The organism is Cellulophaga omnivescoria (assembly GCF_027915275.1).
Lineage (GTDB): Bacteria > Bacteroidota > Bacteroidia > Flavobacteriales > Flavobacteriaceae > Cellulophaga > Cellulophaga omnivescoria.
The window spans coordinates 2,643,202-2,660,147 of record NZ_CP115819.1 but is presented as its reverse complement, the minus strand read 5'-3'; the positions used below and the strand labels follow the sequence as shown (position 1 = coordinate 2,660,147).

At 32.0% G+C, this 16,946-nt stretch carries 16 protein-coding genes; 9 read left to right on the top strand and 7 right to left on the bottom strand.

Annotation, left to right across the window (positions count from 1 at the left end):
* Position 1: 1 nt before the first annotated feature.
* Positions 2 to 505, bottom strand: a complete 504-nt coding sequence (locus tag PBN93_RS11900; protein WP_077406471.1) for a DUF4920 domain-containing protein — start codon at positions 503 to 505, stop codon at positions 2 to 4.
* 107 nt (positions 506 to 612) lie between these two features.
* Between PBN93_RS11900 and PBN93_RS11895 the strand changes: the two genes are divergently transcribed.
* Positions 613 to 1,680, top strand: a complete 1,068-nt coding sequence (locus PBN93_RS11895) for a branched-chain amino acid aminotransferase (protein WP_077406468.1) — start codon at positions 613 to 615, stop codon at positions 1,678 to 1,680.
* A gap of 50 nt (positions 1,681 to 1,730) precedes the next feature.
* On the opposite strand, the gene PBN93_RS11890 is transcribed toward PBN93_RS11895, so the two are convergent.
* Entirely contained in the window at positions 1,731 to 2,117 is a 387-nt protein-coding gene (locus tag PBN93_RS11890; RefSeq protein ID WP_271080744.1) for a nucleoside triphosphate pyrophosphohydrolase family protein, read from the bottom strand.
* 543 nt (positions 2,118 to 2,660) lie between these two features.
* Between PBN93_RS11890 and crcB the strand changes: the two genes are divergently transcribed.
* From crcB to PBN93_RS11865, 4 genes are all read left to right on the top strand, one after another.
* Positions 2,661 to 3,032 carry a fluoride efflux transporter CrcB gene (crcB, locus tag PBN93_RS11880; protein WP_077406456.1) on the top strand — a complete coding sequence of 124 codons (372 nt, stop codon included), beginning with the start codon at positions 2,661 to 2,663 and terminating at the stop codon, positions 3,030 to 3,032.
* Between the two features lie 251 nt (positions 3,033 to 3,283).
* Positions 3,284 to 3,622 carry a P-II family nitrogen regulator gene (locus PBN93_RS11875; RefSeq protein WP_077406453.1) on the top strand — a complete coding sequence of 113 codons (339 nt, stop codon included), beginning with the start codon at positions 3,284 to 3,286 and terminating at the stop codon, positions 3,620 to 3,622.
* Positions 3,623 to 3,654: 32 nt separating this feature from the next.
* Complete coding sequence (locus PBN93_RS11870; protein ID WP_271080743.1) at positions 3,655 to 4,935, top strand: ammonium transporter; 1,281 nt, start codon at positions 3,655 to 3,657, stop codon at positions 4,933 to 4,935.
* Positions 4,936 to 5,051: 116 nt separating this feature from the next.
* Positions 5,052 to 6,068: an outer membrane beta-barrel protein gene (locus PBN93_RS11865; protein WP_171974521.1), complete on the top strand. Its 1,017-nt coding sequence runs from the start codon at positions 5,052 to 5,054 to the stop codon at positions 6,066 to 6,068.
* A gap of 70 nt (positions 6,069 to 6,138) precedes the next feature.
* On the opposite strand, the gene PBN93_RS11860 is transcribed toward PBN93_RS11865, so the two are convergent.
* Positions 6,139 to 6,789, bottom strand: a complete 651-nt coding sequence (locus tag PBN93_RS11860; protein WP_077406448.1) for a DUF1684 domain-containing protein — start codon at positions 6,787 to 6,789, stop codon at positions 6,139 to 6,141.
* 224 nt (positions 6,790 to 7,013) lie between these two features.
* On the opposite strand from PBN93_RS11860, the gene PBN93_RS11855 reads away from it, so the two are divergent.
* Together PBN93_RS11855 and PBN93_RS11850 are read left to right on the top strand one after the other, a co-directional pair.
* Positions 7,014 to 8,216: an MDR family MFS transporter gene (locus PBN93_RS11855; protein WP_271080742.1), complete on the top strand. Its 1,203-nt coding sequence runs from the start codon at positions 7,014 to 7,016 to the stop codon at positions 8,214 to 8,216.
* Positions 8,213 to 8,974, top strand: coding sequence for a DJ-1/PfpI family protein (locus PBN93_RS11850; RefSeq protein WP_271080741.1), 762 nt, complete (start codon positions 8,213 to 8,215; stop codon positions 8,972 to 8,974). The genes PBN93_RS11855 and PBN93_RS11850 overlap by 4 nt, the downstream gene beginning before the upstream one ends.
* Here PBN93_RS11850 and PBN93_RS11845 read toward each other — a convergent pair.
* The 3 genes from PBN93_RS11845 to PBN93_RS11835 all read right to left on the bottom strand — a co-directional run bounded on the left by PBN93_RS11845 (position 8,961) and on the right by PBN93_RS11835 (position 11,846).
* Complete coding sequence (locus tag PBN93_RS11845) at positions 8,961 to 10,373, bottom strand: hypothetical protein (RefSeq protein ID WP_077406439.1); 1,413 nt, start codon at positions 10,371 to 10,373, stop codon at positions 8,961 to 8,963. The genes PBN93_RS11850 and PBN93_RS11845 overlap by 14 nt on opposite strands.
* A gap of 115 nt (positions 10,374 to 10,488) precedes the next feature.
* Entirely contained in the window at positions 10,489 to 11,322 is an 834-nt protein-coding gene (locus tag PBN93_RS11840) for a mechanosensitive ion channel family protein (RefSeq protein WP_077406436.1), read from the bottom strand.
* 71 nt (positions 11,323 to 11,393) lie between these two features.
* Positions 11,394 to 11,846 carry an Lrp/AsnC family transcriptional regulator gene (locus tag PBN93_RS11835; protein WP_077406433.1) on the bottom strand — a complete coding sequence of 151 codons (453 nt, stop codon included), beginning with the start codon at positions 11,844 to 11,846 and terminating at the stop codon, positions 11,394 to 11,396.
* 114 nt (positions 11,847 to 11,960) lie between these two features.
* Between PBN93_RS11835 and PBN93_RS11830 the strand changes: the two genes are divergently transcribed.
* Entirely contained in the window at positions 11,961 to 12,350 is a 390-nt protein-coding gene (locus PBN93_RS11830) for a hypothetical protein (protein ID WP_077406430.1), read from the top strand.
* 75 nt (positions 12,351 to 12,425) lie between these two features.
* On the opposite strand, the gene PBN93_RS11825 is transcribed toward PBN93_RS11830, so the two are convergent.
* Entirely contained in the window at positions 12,426 to 15,875 is a 3,450-nt protein-coding gene (locus PBN93_RS11825; RefSeq protein WP_271080740.1) for a methylmalonyl-CoA mutase family protein, read from the bottom strand.
* 144 nt (positions 15,876 to 16,019) lie between these two features.
* Here PBN93_RS11825 and purU point away from each other — a divergent pair, with 144 nt between their 5' ends.
* Entirely contained in the window at positions 16,020 to 16,865 is an 846-nt protein-coding gene (gene purU, locus PBN93_RS11820) for a formyltetrahydrofolate deformylase (RefSeq protein ID WP_271080739.1), read from the top strand.
* Positions 16,866 to 16,946: the final 81 nt, after the last annotated feature.

Below are 16,946 nucleotides of genomic sequence, written 5' to 3'. Positions count from 1 at the left end.
TTTACTCTTTTAAAAGCACACCATCTGCCTGAAACCTGTACGTTTTTTTTGGCGTTGTTATTTGCGCTATTTCTTCTTTAGTTGCCCCACCATCTTCTGCATAGTGTTGTTGTTCATCTACAGACATTTGCTCTATAAATGCTTTACCGTTTACAATAACTTCTTTACCTGTAATATCTTTTGGCATAAAAAAACCATAATCTTTAAACTTAACCATAGCTTGCTCACCGCCCCCCAAATCTAACTTCATCCAACAACCTTTAGACTGACAAACATCTAATACCTTGCCTTTAAATTTTGTTGTTACCGTATCTGCAACTGCTAAATTATGGTATACAGATGCCATTTCTTTAGTAACTTTAGCATTATCTTCTGTAATTTTTTCACCAAAAGATGCTAATTCTTCTATTTTTTGCTCAGGTTCCTGAACTACGGTTTCTTTTTTTGCCTCTTTGCAAGACATAAACAATAAAATTACTACAAGCAAAATGTTAAAACTTTTCATATCTGATAAAATTTAGTGATAGAATGCAAATTTGGACATTTTTAATCTAAAAAAGAAGTACTAGTACTGATAATTGATTAATTTTATGAACTTAAATTCTGAATACTATGGATGTTACTACAAACCAAATTAGTGTAGAAAAAACAAAAAACACTAAAATAAACGATGTTGATTTTAATAATCTTTCGTTTGGAAGTATTTATATGGATCATATGTTGGTCTGTGATTACAAAAATGGCGCTTGGGAAGCTCCTAAGGTTGTGCCTTATCAGCCAATTTCTTTAGACCCTTCTGCTAAAATTTTTCACTATGGTCAATCTATTTTTGAAGGAATGAAAGCCTACAAGGATGAACAAGACACCATTTGGATGTTTCGTCCTTTAGACAATCACAAACGTTTAAATTTATCTGCAAAAAGATTAGCTATTCCAGAAATTCCAGAGAGTTATTTTATGGAAGGTCTTAAAGCATTATTAAAAACGGATAGCGATTGGATTCCTCAATCTGCAGGAAGCTCACTATATATAAGACCATTTATTTTTGCTACAGGCTTAGGTTTTCACGCATCACCAGCAGATGAATACAAGTTTGTTATTTGTGGAGCCCCTTCTGGCTCTTACTTTTCTGGCGAAGTAAAAGTACTTATTGAAGAAACGTATTCTAGATCTGCAAACGGTGGCGTTGGTTTTGCTAAAGCAGGTGGTAACTATGCTGGCCAATTTTACCCAACTAAACTTGCACAGGACAAAGGATACCAACAGGTAATTTGGACAGATGACAATACACACGAGTATATTGAAGAAGCTGGCGCAATGAATGTTTTTGTTCGTATTAATGATACTTTATTAACGTGTCCTACTAGTGACCGTATTTTAGATGGTATTACGCGTAAAAGTATTTTAAAAATTGCTGAAGACGAAGGTATAAAAACTGAAGTACGTAAAATAAAAGTACAAGAATTAGTAGATGCTGCAAATGATGGCAGCTTAAAAGAAATGTTTGGTGCAGGTACTGCTGCTGTAATTTCTCCTATTGCAGGTTTTGGGTTTAGAGATAATGATTATATGTTACCAAATGTAGAAGATAGTTACGCTACTTTATTAAAAAACCGCATTACAAGTATACAGTATAACAAAGCTGAAGATAAATTTGGATGGCGTTTTAAGGTTGAATAACCTTATGTTACCTATATAATATTAAAAAAGTGCCTAATTAGGCACTTTTTTTATTTATTAAGAATACTTTCTATACTAGGCTTAAAGTAATTAGGGCCTTTTAAAATTTTTCCATCTTCTCTGTATACAGGCTTACCATCTGCTCCAAGCTTACTCATATTACTACGCTGTATTTCATTAAAAACTTCTTCAATTTTATACTGCATACCATGTTCTAATATTGTACCACATAAAATATAAAGCATATCACCCAAAGCATCTGCAACTTCAACCATATCATTATTATTAGCCGCTTCTAAGTACTCCTTATTTTCTTCATCCATAAGGTTAAAGCGCAATAAATTTTTTTGCTGTCCTAAATCTGCTTTTAATTCTTCAGAAACACCAGCTCCAAAAGATTTATGAAATAACTCTACCGCTTTAAGTTTATTTTTCATTTGTATAATTTTACGTTAGTTTTGCACAAAAATAGAAATATGTTTACCACCGGACAATATATATTTGCCGCTCTTTTTGTTATTGTTTTTACTATTATTATTGTAATTACATATAAAAGAGACAAAAAATTACATTTAAAAAACTATTCTGGTGTAAAATGGGTAGCCATTACCTTTATTATCTTCATAATATCATTGTTTATTATTAAACAATTTCTAAAAAATTAACGCTTTTTTACCGTTCACAACAAAAATCAAGCAACACACAACAAAAAATAGGCTTTCTTCGTTATAGTGTAAGAAAAAACGTATTTTTGCGTTGTACTGATAACAAATTCTGTTAAATGACTATTTTTCTTAACATTTTATTTATTCTTGTGGCCGTTAATGCCTTACTTTTAGTGTTTAGTGTTAATCGTAATAATGCTAAAGTTAAAAAACCTGTTAGTAAACCTACATCACAAACAACGGCTAAAGTATACCCGCTTAATATAATCTCTACAAAATACAAAAAAGCAATATAGTTTTTTACCTTTGTAAGGTATGAAACAGTTGTTACTTGTTTTTTTAGGTGGAGGTGCAGGTAGTGTATTGCGTTTTCTTATAAGCAAAACACTAAATAATTCATTTCAACCTTATTTTTTAGGAACTTTTTTAGTTAATATAATAGGTAGTTTACTTATTGGCTTTATTATTGGCTTAACTTTAAAAGGTAATTACCTTACAGAAAATCAAGCTTTATTATTAGCTACTGGTTTTTGTGGAGGGTTTACCACCTTTTCTACTTTTGCACTAGAAAACCAATCTTTATTAAAAACCGGAGACTTTCTACATTTTACTTTTTATACTTTATTAAGTATTGCCATTGGTATTTTTGCCGTAATTGGCGGGTTTTGGATTTCTAAATCCTTATAATATTTCACAAAAAATCATTCTTTTCGCAATATTACACCTCTACAGCAATAATTTATGCTGTAATACTCCTTGGTTTCTATTTATTCCATTTTTTAAATATCATTTTAATAAAAAATTAAAATAATATTACATTACCCCTATTTAAAATGGGGTTAATTTTATTTATATCATAAAAATTAAAAAAGTACCCATAAAAATTATAGGGTCTTTATCATTATTAAATACATTTACCCTGTAAATAACTAAACGATATGAAAAAAATTGAAGCAATTATTAGAAAATCTCAATTTGATGATGTTAAAAAAGCACTACACCAAATTGAAGTAAACTTTTTTAGCTACTGGGATGTTACTGGAGTTGGAAACGAAAAACAAGGACATGTATACCGAGGAATATCTTACAGCACATCTGATATTCAAAGAAGATACTTATCTATTATAGTTTCTGATGAATTTTTAGAAAAAACTGTAAATACAATTTTAGATGCTGCTTACACAGGCAATGTAGGAGACGGAAAAATTTTTGTATCTGAAATTATAGACGCTTACCGTATTAGAACCAAAGAAAACGGTCACGCAGGAATAAACTAACCAAACCAAGACACTATTAAAAATTTAAAATTATGATTAACGAACAACAAGAAGCACTAAGTAAAGCTGTTGAAAGCATCAACAGTGATATGGGTGCATTATGGATAACAATAGCTGCCATTTTAGTATTTTTTATGCAAGCTGGTTTTACATTAGTAGAAGTTGGCTTTACACGCAGTAAAAACTCTGGTAACATAATAATGAAAAACATTATGGACCTTTGCGTAGGTTCCTTAATGTTCTGGGCTGTAGGTTACGGAATTATGTATGGTAGCGATACTGTTTTAGGCGGATTTTTTAGATTAAGCCCAGCAGAACAAGGGTATTTTTTCTTTTCTGCAGACGATTGGTATAACTTATTTTTTCAAACAGTATTTTGCGCTACTGCTGCTACAATAGTATCTGGAGCTATAGCAGGGCGTACAAAATTCTCTACATACCTTATATATTCTGCCATTTTAACAACAATTATATATCCTATTTCGGGTAGTTGGTACTGGCCTTTTGATGATAATGCCTGGTTAAATGTTGCTGGTTTTGTAGACTTTGCAGGTTCTTCTGTAGTACACGCAGTTGGTGGTGGCGCAGCTTTAGTTGCTGCAATTATGGTTGGCCCGCGTATAGGTAAATATACAGATGGTAAAGTGAACGTAATTCCAGGACATAACATGATACTTGGTGCATTAGGTGTATTTATCCTATGGTTAGGTTGGTTTGGCTTTAATGGTGGATCTCAACTTGCATGGGGTGGATCTGATACTGTTGCCGCTGGTAGTGTAATTATAAATACAAACTTAGCTGCTGCTATTGGTGCTGTTGCTGCCTTATTTTTTACTTGGATTAAATATGGTAAACCAGATATTTCTATGACATTAAACGGTGCTTTAGCTGGTTTAGTAGGTATTACTGCTGGTTGTGGTGCTGTAAACGCATGGGGAGCATTAGCAATAGGCCTTATCTGTGGAATAGCAGTTGTACTTTCTATTGAGTTTATAGATAGAAAATTAAAAATTGATGATCCAGTAGGTGCAATATCTGTACACGGTGTATGTGGTTTTATTGGTACTGTTTTAGTTGGTGTTTTTGCTTTAGATGGCGGACTACTAAGTGGCGGTGGAGCTAGCTTATTACTAGTACAAACATACGGTTCTTTAGCTTACATTTTATGGGCTGCAGGAACAACATTTATTATACTTTTTATACTAAAGAAAACTATTGGTTTAAGAGTTTCTAAACAAGAAGAATTAGAAGGTTTAGATGTTCATGAACACGATATTGAGGTATACCCAGAGTTTACAACAACAGAAAAATAAATAAAAGAAACAAAAACGGAGCGTTTTGCAGAACGCTCCGTTATAAAATGTTTCAAAAACAAAAAATAAAATCACTAACAAACCCCTTAAAATTAAGGGTTTACAATTTATTTGATATGAAATTGAATACGACAACAAATTACTTAAAAAAATTATCATTTTCAATAATGATGTTATCTTCAGCATTAATATTTGCTCAGGAAGAAGAAGAAAAAAAATTAGAGTTTAGCGGATCTGTAGATGCTTATTTTAGAACAAATTTAAGTGCAGATGATAAAGCAGTAGACGGAGAGTATTTAGCTCCTTTAACATCATTTGCAAACGAAACTGGTTTTGCACTTGGTATGGCTAACATTATTGCTAGTTATGAAGGTGAAAAAACCGGTGCAGTAGCAGATCTTGTTTTTGGACCAAGAGGTGAACAAGCCATTACTGGGTTAAATGTTAACCAATTATACGCATACTGGAATGTAAGTGAAGGAACAAAACTAACAATGGGTCGTTTTAACACCTATTTAGGGTATGAGGTAATCTCTCCTGTAGGTAACTTTAATTACAGTACATCTCACTTATTCTCTAGCGGACCTTTTTCTCATACTGGTTTAAAGGCCGATTTTACATTATCTGATGATTTTAGCTTAATGCTTGCTGTAATGAATGTTACAGATGTAGATAATAATTTAACTAGCCAATATGCTCTTGGAGCACAATTAGGTTATGCTGGTCAATATTTAAACCTTTATTATGATGACACTGCTAACCTAGGTTTTGAAATTGATTATACTGGTGGTTTTGATTTATCTGATAGTTTTTACTTAGGTATAAATGGTGCTTATGCTGATAACGATGGAAATGGATTTGCTGGTGTAGCATTATACCCACAAATTAAAGCATCAGAAACTGCTTCTTTTGGATTAAGAGGTGAGTATTTTACACAAATTATTGATGGTTTAGATGATGAACCTAGTGTATTTGCTACTACATTAACTGCTAGTTTTACTGTTGAAGATTTAACAATTAAACCTGAGGTTAGGTTAGATGCTTGGAGCAATAACGAGCCGTTTTTAGATAACGACGGCGATCCTTCAAAAAGCTTGTCTACCTTTTTAATTGCAGCAGTTTATTCTTTTTAAAAAAATTAAGTTTAGTTTATAGTTTGGTTGTTGAAGAAAGTCTAGTTTGTGCGCTAGGCTTTCTTCTTTTTTAATGCTCTTTGTTAAATGCCTTTACCCCTGCTCTAACCTCTATATCCAATGTATTTACAATTGGTACTACTGGGCAAGAATATTTTTTACTATAAGCACAATAAGGGTTGTATGCCTTATTAAAATCTACCATAATAAAATCTTCATCTGTCTCAGACAGCTCTATGTATCTACCACCACCATAAGTTTCTTTACCATTTGTTTTATCTAAAAAAGGTAAAAACAAATGATCTTTATATTTTTCTTGTTTTATTAATTGTTGGTTTTGATATACTTCTAGTTGTAAATCTTTTCCGTTTAATTTAAAAAATAACCTTCCGTATAATTTATACTCTTGACTCTGATTTGTTGTGGTTGCCATTAAAAATGGAGTTGCCCCTAAAGCCAACTCTAACCTAGCCTTTACCACATAGTTGGTATCTGGCTCAAAAAAATCTAAACCATCAAAATCTTTTCTGTACTTATTTGGTAATGGAGATGTTTTTGCATCTTTGTATTCATCGTTTAACTTTTTATGATATTCTAAAATACTTTTTAGCTTATCAGATTTTGTTGCCGCAATTTTTTCTTCAACCTCATTAGTATGATACTTTTTTTGACCATTACAACTCAACAATACCATTATAAATACAAATACAGTATACCTCATTTTATTACATTAAATTAATACTGTAAAAATACAACTTATTACTTTTTTACTTAGCTTTGTTTTAGAATAAAAGAAAAATGCAAAGACTTTCAATATATAAATCTGTGGTTATCTGTACCTTAAAAAGGTGCCAGCGCTGCTGTATTTAATATTGAAATAGATATATTATACTAATACTAAGCCTGGCGAGAAAATCGTCAGGCTTTTTTTTATTTAATTACAAAATGAAAAAACTATACACAAACTACATAGATTCATTTAAGGGTTTATCTAAAGAGGTTTGGTGGCTAGCACTAATTACCCTTATAAATAGAGCTGGCACAATGGTTATTCCGTTTTTATCACTCTATTTAAAAAACGATGTAGGATTAACGTTTGAAAATGTTGGTGTGGTTATGTCTTGCTTTGGAGCAGGTTCACTAATTGGTTCTTGGCTTGGAGGCACCTTAACCGATAAGTTTGGGTATTACAAAGTAATGCTGTTTAGTTTGTTTACTAGCGGTATTCTATTTATTCTTCTTCAATTTTTACACGATTACTACAGTATTTGTGCAGGTATTTTTATACTTATGATTGTTGCAGATTGCTTTAGACCTGCAGCTTTTGTTGCTTTAATTGCTTACAGTAAACCAGAAAACAAAACAAGGTCTGTTACACTTATTAGACTTGCTATTAACCTAGGTTTTTCCGCAGGTCCTGCCTTGGGTGGTATTATAATTACATCTTTAGGCTATATTGGCCTTTTTTGGGTAGATGGTTTAACCTGCGTATTGGCTAGTATTTTACTACTTATGGTTTTAAATCCTAAAAAAGCACGAGTTATGGACAGCTCTAAAAACGAAAATCCAAAATCTGCGTATTTAGACGGGTATTATTGGGTATTTATATCCGCTATGGTATTATTTGGCTTTTGCTTTGTTCAATATTTTTCTACAGTACCTGTGTATTATAGTGACGCCTATAAATTAAGCGAGTTTAAAATTGGATTATTATTGGCTATGAACGGTTTTTTAATATTTGCTTTTGAAATGCCTCTTATAAAATATTTAGAAAAACTAAAATACTCTAAAATTAGCTATGTTATTTTTGGTTTAATTTTAGTTGGACTAAGCTTTCTGCTACTAAACGTTTTCTCTTGGGTTGGAATTTTAATTATTGGAATGTTATTAATGACTTTAGGAGAAATGATAGCATTCCCTTTCTCTAACGCAATTGCTATGGAACGCTCTAAACGAGGTAAGCAAGGAGAATATATGGCATTGTATAGTATTGCTTTTTCTATTTCGCATATTTTTGCTCATAATTTTGGGATGCACTCTATTGCAAATAATGGTTATATATTTACCTGGAATACTATTACAGGTATAGCTGTACTTGGTATGGTGTTACTTTTTATTTTAAAACGAATAACAATTACAAACAAATGAAAAAACTAATTTATATAATATTGGGACTATTAATTAGTCTAGCTTTTGCCTGTGCAGATAAGAAAAAAGAAACTGTAAAAACTGAAGTAATAAATAATGCAGAAACTAAAGAGCGTTTTTATCCTGAACTAGACTCTACCCGTTACAATGTAGCTTTTTTAATTATGGATGGCACTTTTAATACTGAGTTTACCGCTCCTTTTGATATTTTTCAGCATACAAAGTATAGAGAAAATATTAAAGCAATGAATGTTTTTACAGTAGCTAACACCTTAGAACCCATAACCACGTTTGAAGGTGTACGCATTTTGCCAGATTATAACTATGTTGAAGATAAACTACCTAAAATAGACATACTGGTTATACCTAGTGCAGAACACCATTTAGACTCTGATTTAAAAGATACTACAATGCTTAATTTTGTAAAAAAAGTAAACAATGATGCACTTTTTATGACATCGCACTGTGATGGTGCTTTTGTACTTGCTAAAGCTGGTGTTTTAGATAATGTAACCTCTACCACCTTTCCTAGTGACATAGATTTATACAAAAAAACCTTTCCTAAATTAAAAGTTGCAGATAATGTATTGTTTGTACACCATAAAAAATACATTACCTCTGCAGGCGGAGCCAAAAGTTTTGAAGCCGCTCTTTATTTATGTGAATATTTATACGGTAAAGACGTTGCAGAATCTTTAGCTGGCGGCTTGGTTATAGATTGGGATATAAACAAAGTGCCACACCTTATTCTTCCTTAAGTATAAATCTTCCTTTTTTAAGGTATTTTTCAATTAAAGCATTATATTCTGGTGTAAGTTTTAATAATGTAGTAGACTCTAAATTATAAAGTTTATCTGCATCTGTATATCCATTTTTAAGCAATTCCTCTAAGTAAAAAATAGAAGTTCCAAAATCATCATTTTTTGCACTTAAAGATATTATTTTAAGGTAAGGATCATAATCCTTAGGTTCAATTATGGTTTTTAACATATATAAAAAGCTAAGAGCATCAAAGTCTTTGTTTTCTTCTGCCAAAATAGTATCTATATAGTCTTCCGTTAGCGCAATTAAATATCCCTCTAACCTGTATCCCATTTTTTGCTGCTCTTGGTTAGAGCTATTTTTAAACTTTTCTATTTCTTTGGTTTGGTGTGCCCACCAACCAAGGTTATTAAAGTTATGTGTGTATGCATCTTCTTCTACATAGTATTGAAAATCGTTTTTTAAAGATTGTTCTTTAAAAAGCACATTATTTTCTGCCCTTTTTAACGACTTGTATATTTTATTTTTACGTAACTGGTTACTGTTATTTTTTAAAGTATCAATATTTTTAAATGGTTTATAAACCACAATGGTTTGGTCTACCAATTCTTTTGCATTTTTAAGTTTGTTTGCACCTACTAACTTATTTATTTTTGAAAGTGCAGCATTGTAGTTTTTATTTACAAATAAACTATCTACTGCTATATTACCTTTGGCCATAGCAGACATTTTAAATAAGTCTAAAGCTTTTTGTAAATTAGATGTAGAGGGCCAATTATTTTTAGATTCCTCTATTAGTAACTGATTGGGAATTTTTAACTTATTCAGGAGCTTTTCATTAGCTAATACTTCAGTATAATTAAAATTATACTCACTAACAATACTAATGTAATAGTAAGGTTTTTTTACATTAATAATTTCTATATTACCTATAGTAGAATTATAAGTCAGCACACCATCAATATTAGAAATAAATGCCGGTATTGTAGATGCTAACCTGCCTGCTCTATTAAACCCTAAAGTGTATACTTGTTTTTCATCTATAGGTAACATACCTACTACAGCATTAAATGTTTTAGAAAAAGCTAAAATACTTTTAGAGACTGTTAACGTATCATTTAAATTGTTTGATGCCGCTAAAATATATCCTTTTTCTTCTGCAACCCCTGCCATTAAACGTAATACTTGCTTTTCTTTATTATCATAATCAACAACAAAAACAACAGGCCATTTTTTATTTACATTGAAGCTTGATGGTAAAAAAAGAGAAAAACTATACGCTGAGGAATCTGACACCTTAATATTGTCTAAAACAACTCCTTTTTTCAACTTTAATTCTTGTGCAGAAATCTGCAAACTTAACAATGCTAACAGTAGAAGTACTAATTTTTTCACAAATGATGTCTTTTGGTTTTTAGTTAGATAGAGTTAAAAACTAAAAATACTATTATTATTTGTTTTTAACTCTATATGAAGCATCAAAAACCTAGCCAAAAAAGAAACTTATAAATTAGTCTCCAATAACACCCATTTCTACCCCTTCAGAATAAGCAACTTGTATACCGTGTTTGCTAAAAGCATTTTTTATGGCTTTATTAGCCTGAAACGTAACTGGCCAATAATCATCTGGCTGCACAAAAGGCCTAACTAGCAATTGTATACTATGGGTATCAAAAGTTTGTATACCTATATCCGGAATTGGATCTTTTAATACGTTTGGAAGTTCTAACAATGCATCAATAATAATTTTTTCTACTTTAGGAAAACTCTCTGAATAAGGCATAGTAACTAATAACTCTAACCTAATCATTCCCTTTTCCGAATAGTTGGTAACCACAGAATCTGTAATTTTAGAATTAGGTATTATTAATACCTTGTTACCTGGTGTAATTATATCTGTACTAAAAATGCCTATTTCCGAAACACGACCAAATTTATCTTCAAGCTGTATCCAATCATCTATTTTGTACGGTTTTAACGTTAAAATTAAAATACCAGATGCAAAATTACCTAAACTACCTTGCAACGCCATACCTACTGCAAAACCCACAGCAGCTAAAATTGCCATTAACCCTGTTAAATCTGCCCCAACAATAGAAGCTGCAATAAACAAAGCGGTACCCTTTAGCAATACGCCTACTAAAGAAGATACAAATGGGCGTAATGTTTTAGAAATGCCTGTTTTTTCTAAGGCAACACCAACCATTTTTAATACCCTTTTTACCAGTTTAAAACCTATCCAGATTACTAAACCAGCACCAATAATACGAGGCAGAAAAAAAACTGCCTTATCTGTAGCTATTTGTATGTATTTTCCAATAGTGTCTAAATCTTCTGCTTGCATTTTAACCGTACTAAAAAATGAGTTTTTTATTTAAAAGTGCAAATTACAAATTTACTCCTAAAACCTATGTTTTACCCTTCTATTTTTTTAATAGGCGCGTTAGAAACTACATCTGATAAAATTATGTGCGTACGTGCCTCACCATATTGTATTAACCTATCTATAAATTGTTCTAAATGAAACTGATTTCTAAGCACCACTTCCATTATAATATTCTCATTACCAGTTATTCTATAACAATTTATAACCTCATCAAAAGTACCAACTAACTCTAAAAAAGGCTTTAATTTACCCATAAAAGCACGTAAAGTAATAATTGCTTTTAGTTGGTAGCCCGTTTCTGTATGTGATACCATTGCTTTATAACCAGTAATGATTCCTAAATCTTCCATTTTTTTTACACGTTCTGCAACCGCAGGTGCAGATAAGCCTACTTGCCTACCAATATGTGCAAAAGATTCTCTTGCATTTTTTTGTAAATAGTTTAGAATTTTCCAACTAATAGCATCTATCTTATTATTCAAAGCCTTTAATATTTAAAATATTTAGAATCAAAAGTAAAAAGAAAAAAACACTTTACAATCATAATTAAATCAATAACAATAAGAGTGTAATTTTATACTATAACAGTAACTACAATGCCATACAGAAATCTTAGTACAGTTCCGGTTTATAAAAAAGCATTATCGCTTTGCCATACTAGTAGAGAACTAGCATCTTACTTTAGCTACAATAAAGATTTATTACAATTGTATAAATCTAGTAGTTTAAGAGACATTATGGCGAATTCTATACTTACAGATGCCATTTTACTTCCTATACAAATAGAGCAAGCAGAGCGTAGCGACTGTAAACATACTAAGTTGCATAGCATAAAATTTATTAATACTATTACCAGAAATATACTTAGCTATTGTAATGGTTTAGAACACCACGGAGTTAAGGAAAAAGAATATTTAAACCTATTGCGTACGGAAATTACAAGTTTTAGGAAGACATATAAAAACTGGCGTAGATCTTTACGTTAATTATGTTTTAATTAAAATAAAAAAAAATCACCTAACATAATGCTAGGTGATTTTTTTTTATAACAGATTAAACTTTTACATATTTCTACGGTACTGTCCTCCTACCTGAAAAAGCGAACTTGTTATTTGTCCTAATGTACATACTTTAGAAACCTCCATTAACTTCTCAAAAATGTTTTCATTTTTAACAGCTGCTTGTTGCAAGTCTTCTAATAATTTATCTGCATTTTCAGTTCTATTTTGCACACTTTTTAAAGTATCTATTTGCGCTAGCTTTTCTTCCTCTGTAGCACGTATAACTTCTGCTGGTAAAACCGTAGGTGAACCTTTAGAACTTAAAAATGTGTTTACACCAATTATAGGAAACTCACCTGTATGTTTTAAGGTTTCATAATACAAGCTCTCTTCTTGTATTTTAGAGCGTTGATACATTGTTTCCATTGCTCCTAAAACACCTCCACGCTCTGTAATCCTATCAAACTCTTTTAAAACTGCTTCTTCTACAAGTTCTGTTAATTCTTCAATAATAAAAGCACCTTGAATTGGATTTTCGTTTTTAGCAAGTCCTAGCTCTTTGTTAATTATTAACTGTATTGCCATTGCTCGTCTAACAGATTCCTCTGTAGGTGTGGTAATAGCCTCATCATACGCATTGGTATGTAATGAGTTACAATTATCGTTTATAGCATACAACGCCTGTAATGTTGTTCTAATATCATTAAAATCTATCTCTTGTGCGTGTAAACTACGGCCAGATGTTTGTATATGATACTTTAGCATTTGCGCTCTTGGATCTGCACCATACTTTAATTTTAGTGCTTTTGCCCATATTTTACGTGCAACTCTACCAATAACTGCATATTCTGGATCTATACCGTTAGAGAAAAAGAAAGATAAGTTTGGACCAAATTTATTGATATCCATACCTCTACTTAAGTAATACTCTACATATGTAAAACCATTTGCTAATGTAAATGCCAATTGTGTTATTGGATTTGCGCCAGCTTCTGCAATATGATAGCCAGAAATAGAAACCGAATAAAAATTTCTGACTTGTTTTTGTATAAAATATTCTTGTACGTCTCCCATTAAACGCAGTGCAAATTCTGTTGAGAAAATACACGTATTTTGCGCTTGGTCTTCTTTTAAAATATCTGCTTGTACTGTACCACGTACTTGCGCTAAAGTAGTAGCTTTTATTTCTGCGTAAACCTCTGCAGGTAAAACCATATCACCAGTTAAACCAAGTAACATAAGACCTAAACCGTCATTACCCTCTGGTAAATCTCCATTATATACAGGTCTGCTTAATCCTTTGTTATCGTATACTTCTTTAAATTTAGCTTCTACCTGTGCCTCTAAGCCATTTTCTTTAATGTATTTTTCACAATTTTGATCTATTGCGGCGTTCATAAAGAAACCTAACAACATAGGAGCCGGACCATTAATAGTCATAGAAACCGATGTCATTGGATGACTTAAATCAAACCCAGAATATAATTTTTTGGCATCATCTAAACAACATATAGAAACCCCTGCGTTACCAATTTTACCATAAATATCTGGTCTGTGATCTGGATCATTACCATACAAAGTAACCGAATCAAAAGCAGTAGAAAGCCTTTTTGCTGGCATACCTAAACTTACGTAGTGAAAACGTCTGTTGGTACGTTCTGGTCCGCCTTCACCAGCAAACATACGGGTTGGGTCTTCACCAGTTCTTTTAAAAGGATATAAACCAGATGCATATGGAAATTCTCCTGGCACATTTTCTTGCAAACACCATCCTAAAATATCTCCCCAAGCTTGGTACTTAGGCAAAGCTACTTTTGGTATTTGTGAATGAGATAAGGACTCTGTATGTGTATCTATCTTAATTTCTTTATCTCTTACTTTAAAGCTATAAACAGGTTGCTTGTATTTATTTACTTTGGCATCCCAAGTTATAATAACTTCCCAGTTGTAAGGGTCTAAATCCATTTTTACTCTATCAAACTCCTTAAATAGTAAATTTAAAAAGTCTTTATCTGCATCTTCTTTTACCCCTTCTAAAATTGCAGCTGTATCTAAGCCATTTTTAAGCAGTAAATCTGCCGCTGTTTTTGGTGTATTAGAAACCGATAATATTGTTTGGTAAACACCATACAAACGCTGAGCAACTTTAGTTTGCACAGCTACAGTAGCATCATACCCTCTATTATTTTCTGCAATTTCTGATAAATAACGTGTACGAGCAGGTGGTATAACAAACACCTTTTCTTCTATTTCGTTACCAAATTTAAAAGTAGACTTTAAATTTGCATTAGCTTTTGTAGCTAATGTATCCATTATTTTTGTGTACAACCTGTTCATACCAGGGTCATTAAACTGGCTAGCCATTGTACCAAAAATTGGCATATCTTCTTGTGGCGTATCCCATAAATTATGGTTACGCATGTATTGTTTTTTTACATCTCTAATTGCATCTAAAGCACCGCGTTTATCAAACTTATTAATAGCTACTAAATCTGCAAAGTCTAGCATATCAATTTTTTCTAATTGCGTAGCAGCACCAAATTCTGGTGTCATTACATATAATGATACGTTACTGTGTTCAATAATTTCAGTATCAGACTGTCCAATACCAGATGTTTCTAACACAATTAAATCGTACTCGGCAGCTTTTAAAACTTCTACAGCTTCCTCTACATACTTAGACAAAGCAAGGTTAGACTGCCTTGTTGCTAAAGAGCGCATATACACACGCTCATTATTAATAGCATTCATACGTATACGGTCTCCTAAAAGTGCACCACCAGTTTTTCTTTTAGACGGATCTACAGAAACTAGCCCTATTTTTTTGTCAGGGAAATCTAAAAGAAAACGCCTAACCAACTCATCTACCAAACTAGATTTACCAGCTCCACCAGTACCAGTTATACCAAGTACAGGCACATTTTTTGTAGATTTTTCTATCTTAGAAAAGTACTCTACAAACTCTTCATGTCTGTTTTCTGCAAGACTAATTAAACGTGCAATAGTGTTTATGTCTTTGTTTTTTAAAGAGTCTGAAACCGTTGTACTTTCTGGTAATTTTAAAGCTGGTACCGGAAAATCGCTCTTTTCTACCAAGTCATTAATCATACCTTGTAACCCTAATTTACGGCCATCGTCTGGCGCATAAATTTTAGTAATACCGTGGTCCATTAATTCTTTTATTTCCTCAGGCAAAATTACGCCGCCACCGCCGCCAAATATTTTAATATGAGTAGCCCCACGTTCCTGAAGCAAATCATACATATATTTAAAATACTCGTTATGTCCACCTTGGTAAGATGTTATTGCAATTGCATTTACATCTTCTTGTATGGCACAATCTACTACCTCTGCAACACTACGGTCATGACCTAAGTGAATTACCTCTACGCCTGTAGATTGTATAATACGGCGCATAATATTAATTGCTGCATCGTGCCCATCAAACAGAGCTGCTGCTGTAACAATCCTAATTTTATGTTTTGGTGTATATGGTTTCTGTTGTTCCATTCGTATTAAATAGCTAATTTTAGACTTGCAATTTACGAAAATTGCAAAAATCTACACCAAAAACATTCAATATTATAAAAATATAAGAAAGCTAGGGTGCTTATTTGATAATACCCTAAATTAGTTAGCTTAATTTTATTATTTATGAAGCTAACCATACTTATTAATTGCCCAGACCAAGCTGGTATTATAAGCACAGTAACTAATTTTATACATACTAAAGGCGGTAATATTGTATATATAGACCAATATGTAGATAAAGAAAGTGCTACTTTTTTTATGCGGTTAGAGAGTGAATTTAGTAATGCGCTAACCCTTAATGAGTTTAAAAGTGGTTTTAAAACTTTAGCGCCTACTTACCAAATGAAATGGGAGATACACAAAGAAGTTACCGTGCCTAAAATGGCAATTTTTGTTAGCAAGTATGATCATTGTTTGTATGACTTATTAAGTAGACATAGCTCTGGAGAATTAGCTGTAGACATCCCTTTAATTATTAGCAACCATAATAAAGCAGAAAGTATTGCTAACCAATTTAATATTCCGTTTTACCATATACCAGTAACAAAAGAAACTAAAAAAGAAGCCGAAGAAAAACAACTTGCCTTGTTGGCAGAATATAAGGTAGATTTTATTGTTTTGGCAAGGTATATGCAAATTGTGAGCCAGACTGTAATAGACCAATATCCTAATAAAATAATAAATATACACCACTCATTTTTACCAGCATTTGCAGGTGCAAAACCGTACCACGCAGCCTATAAAAGAGGTGTTAAAATTATTGGAGCAACAAGCCACTATGTAACAGCAGATTTAGACGAAGGACCTATAATTGAACAAGATGTTACCACGGTATCCCATACACACAGCATTAAAGATTTAATTGCAAAAGGTAGAGACTTAGAAAAAATTGTATTGGCAAGAGGTGTAAAACTACATATAGAACGCAAAACAATGGTATTTAATAATAAGACAATTGTTTTTATATAGGTATTATATTTATTACTTTATCTGAGTTATATTCAAACAAAAAAGATTGCTAATGCGCTATGGCAATTAACAATCTCTAAG

Excerpts from the sequence above, each read along its gene's own strand:
- PBN93_RS11855 (WP_271080742.1), top strand. The coding sequence starts at position 7,014 with ATGAAAAAACTATACACAAACTACATAGATTCATTTAAGGGTTTATCT.
- PBN93_RS11900 (WP_077406471.1), bottom strand. The coding sequence starts at position 505 with ATGAAAAGTTTTAACATTTTGCTTGTAGTAATTTTATTGTTTATGTCT.
- crcB (WP_077406456.1), top strand. The coding sequence starts at position 2,661 with ATGAAACAGTTGTTACTTGTTTTTTTAGGTGGAGGTGCAGGTAGTGTA.
- PBN93_RS11830 (WP_077406430.1), top strand. The coding sequence starts at position 11,961 with ATGCCATACAGAAATCTTAGTACAGTTCCGGTTTATAAAAAAGCATTA.
- PBN93_RS11825 (WP_271080740.1), bottom strand. The coding sequence starts at position 15,875 with ATGGAACAACAGAAACCATATACACCAAAACATAAAATTAGGATTGTT.
- PBN93_RS11850 (WP_271080741.1), top strand. The coding sequence starts at position 8,213 with ATGAAAAAACTAATTTATATAATATTGGGACTATTAATTAGTCTAGCT.
- PBN93_RS11870 (WP_271080743.1), top strand. The coding sequence starts at position 3,655 with ATGATTAACGAACAACAAGAAGCACTAAGTAAAGCTGTTGAAAGCATC.
- PBN93_RS11865 (WP_171974521.1), top strand. The coding sequence starts at position 5,052 with ATGAAATTGAATACGACAACAAATTACTTAAAAAAATTATCATTTTCA.
- PBN93_RS11890 (WP_271080744.1), bottom strand. The coding sequence starts at position 2,117 with ATGAAAAATAAACTTAAAGCGGTAGAGTTATTTCATAAATCTTTTGGA.
- PBN93_RS11840 (WP_077406436.1), bottom strand. The coding sequence starts at position 11,322 with ATGCAAGCAGAAGATTTAGACACTATTGGAAAATACATACAAATAGCT.
- PBN93_RS11895 (WP_077406468.1), top strand. The coding sequence starts at position 613 with ATGGATGTTACTACAAACCAAATTAGTGTAGAAAAAACAAAAAACACT.
- PBN93_RS11875 (WP_077406453.1), top strand. The coding sequence starts at position 3,284 with ATGAAAAAAATTGAAGCAATTATTAGAAAATCTCAATTTGATGATGTT.
- purU (WP_271080739.1), top strand. The coding sequence starts at position 16,020 with ATGAAGCTAACCATACTTATTAATTGCCCAGACCAAGCTGGTATTATA.
- PBN93_RS11860 (WP_077406448.1), bottom strand. The coding sequence starts at position 6,789 with ATGAGGTATACTGTATTTGTATTTATAATGGTATTGTTGAGTTGTAAT.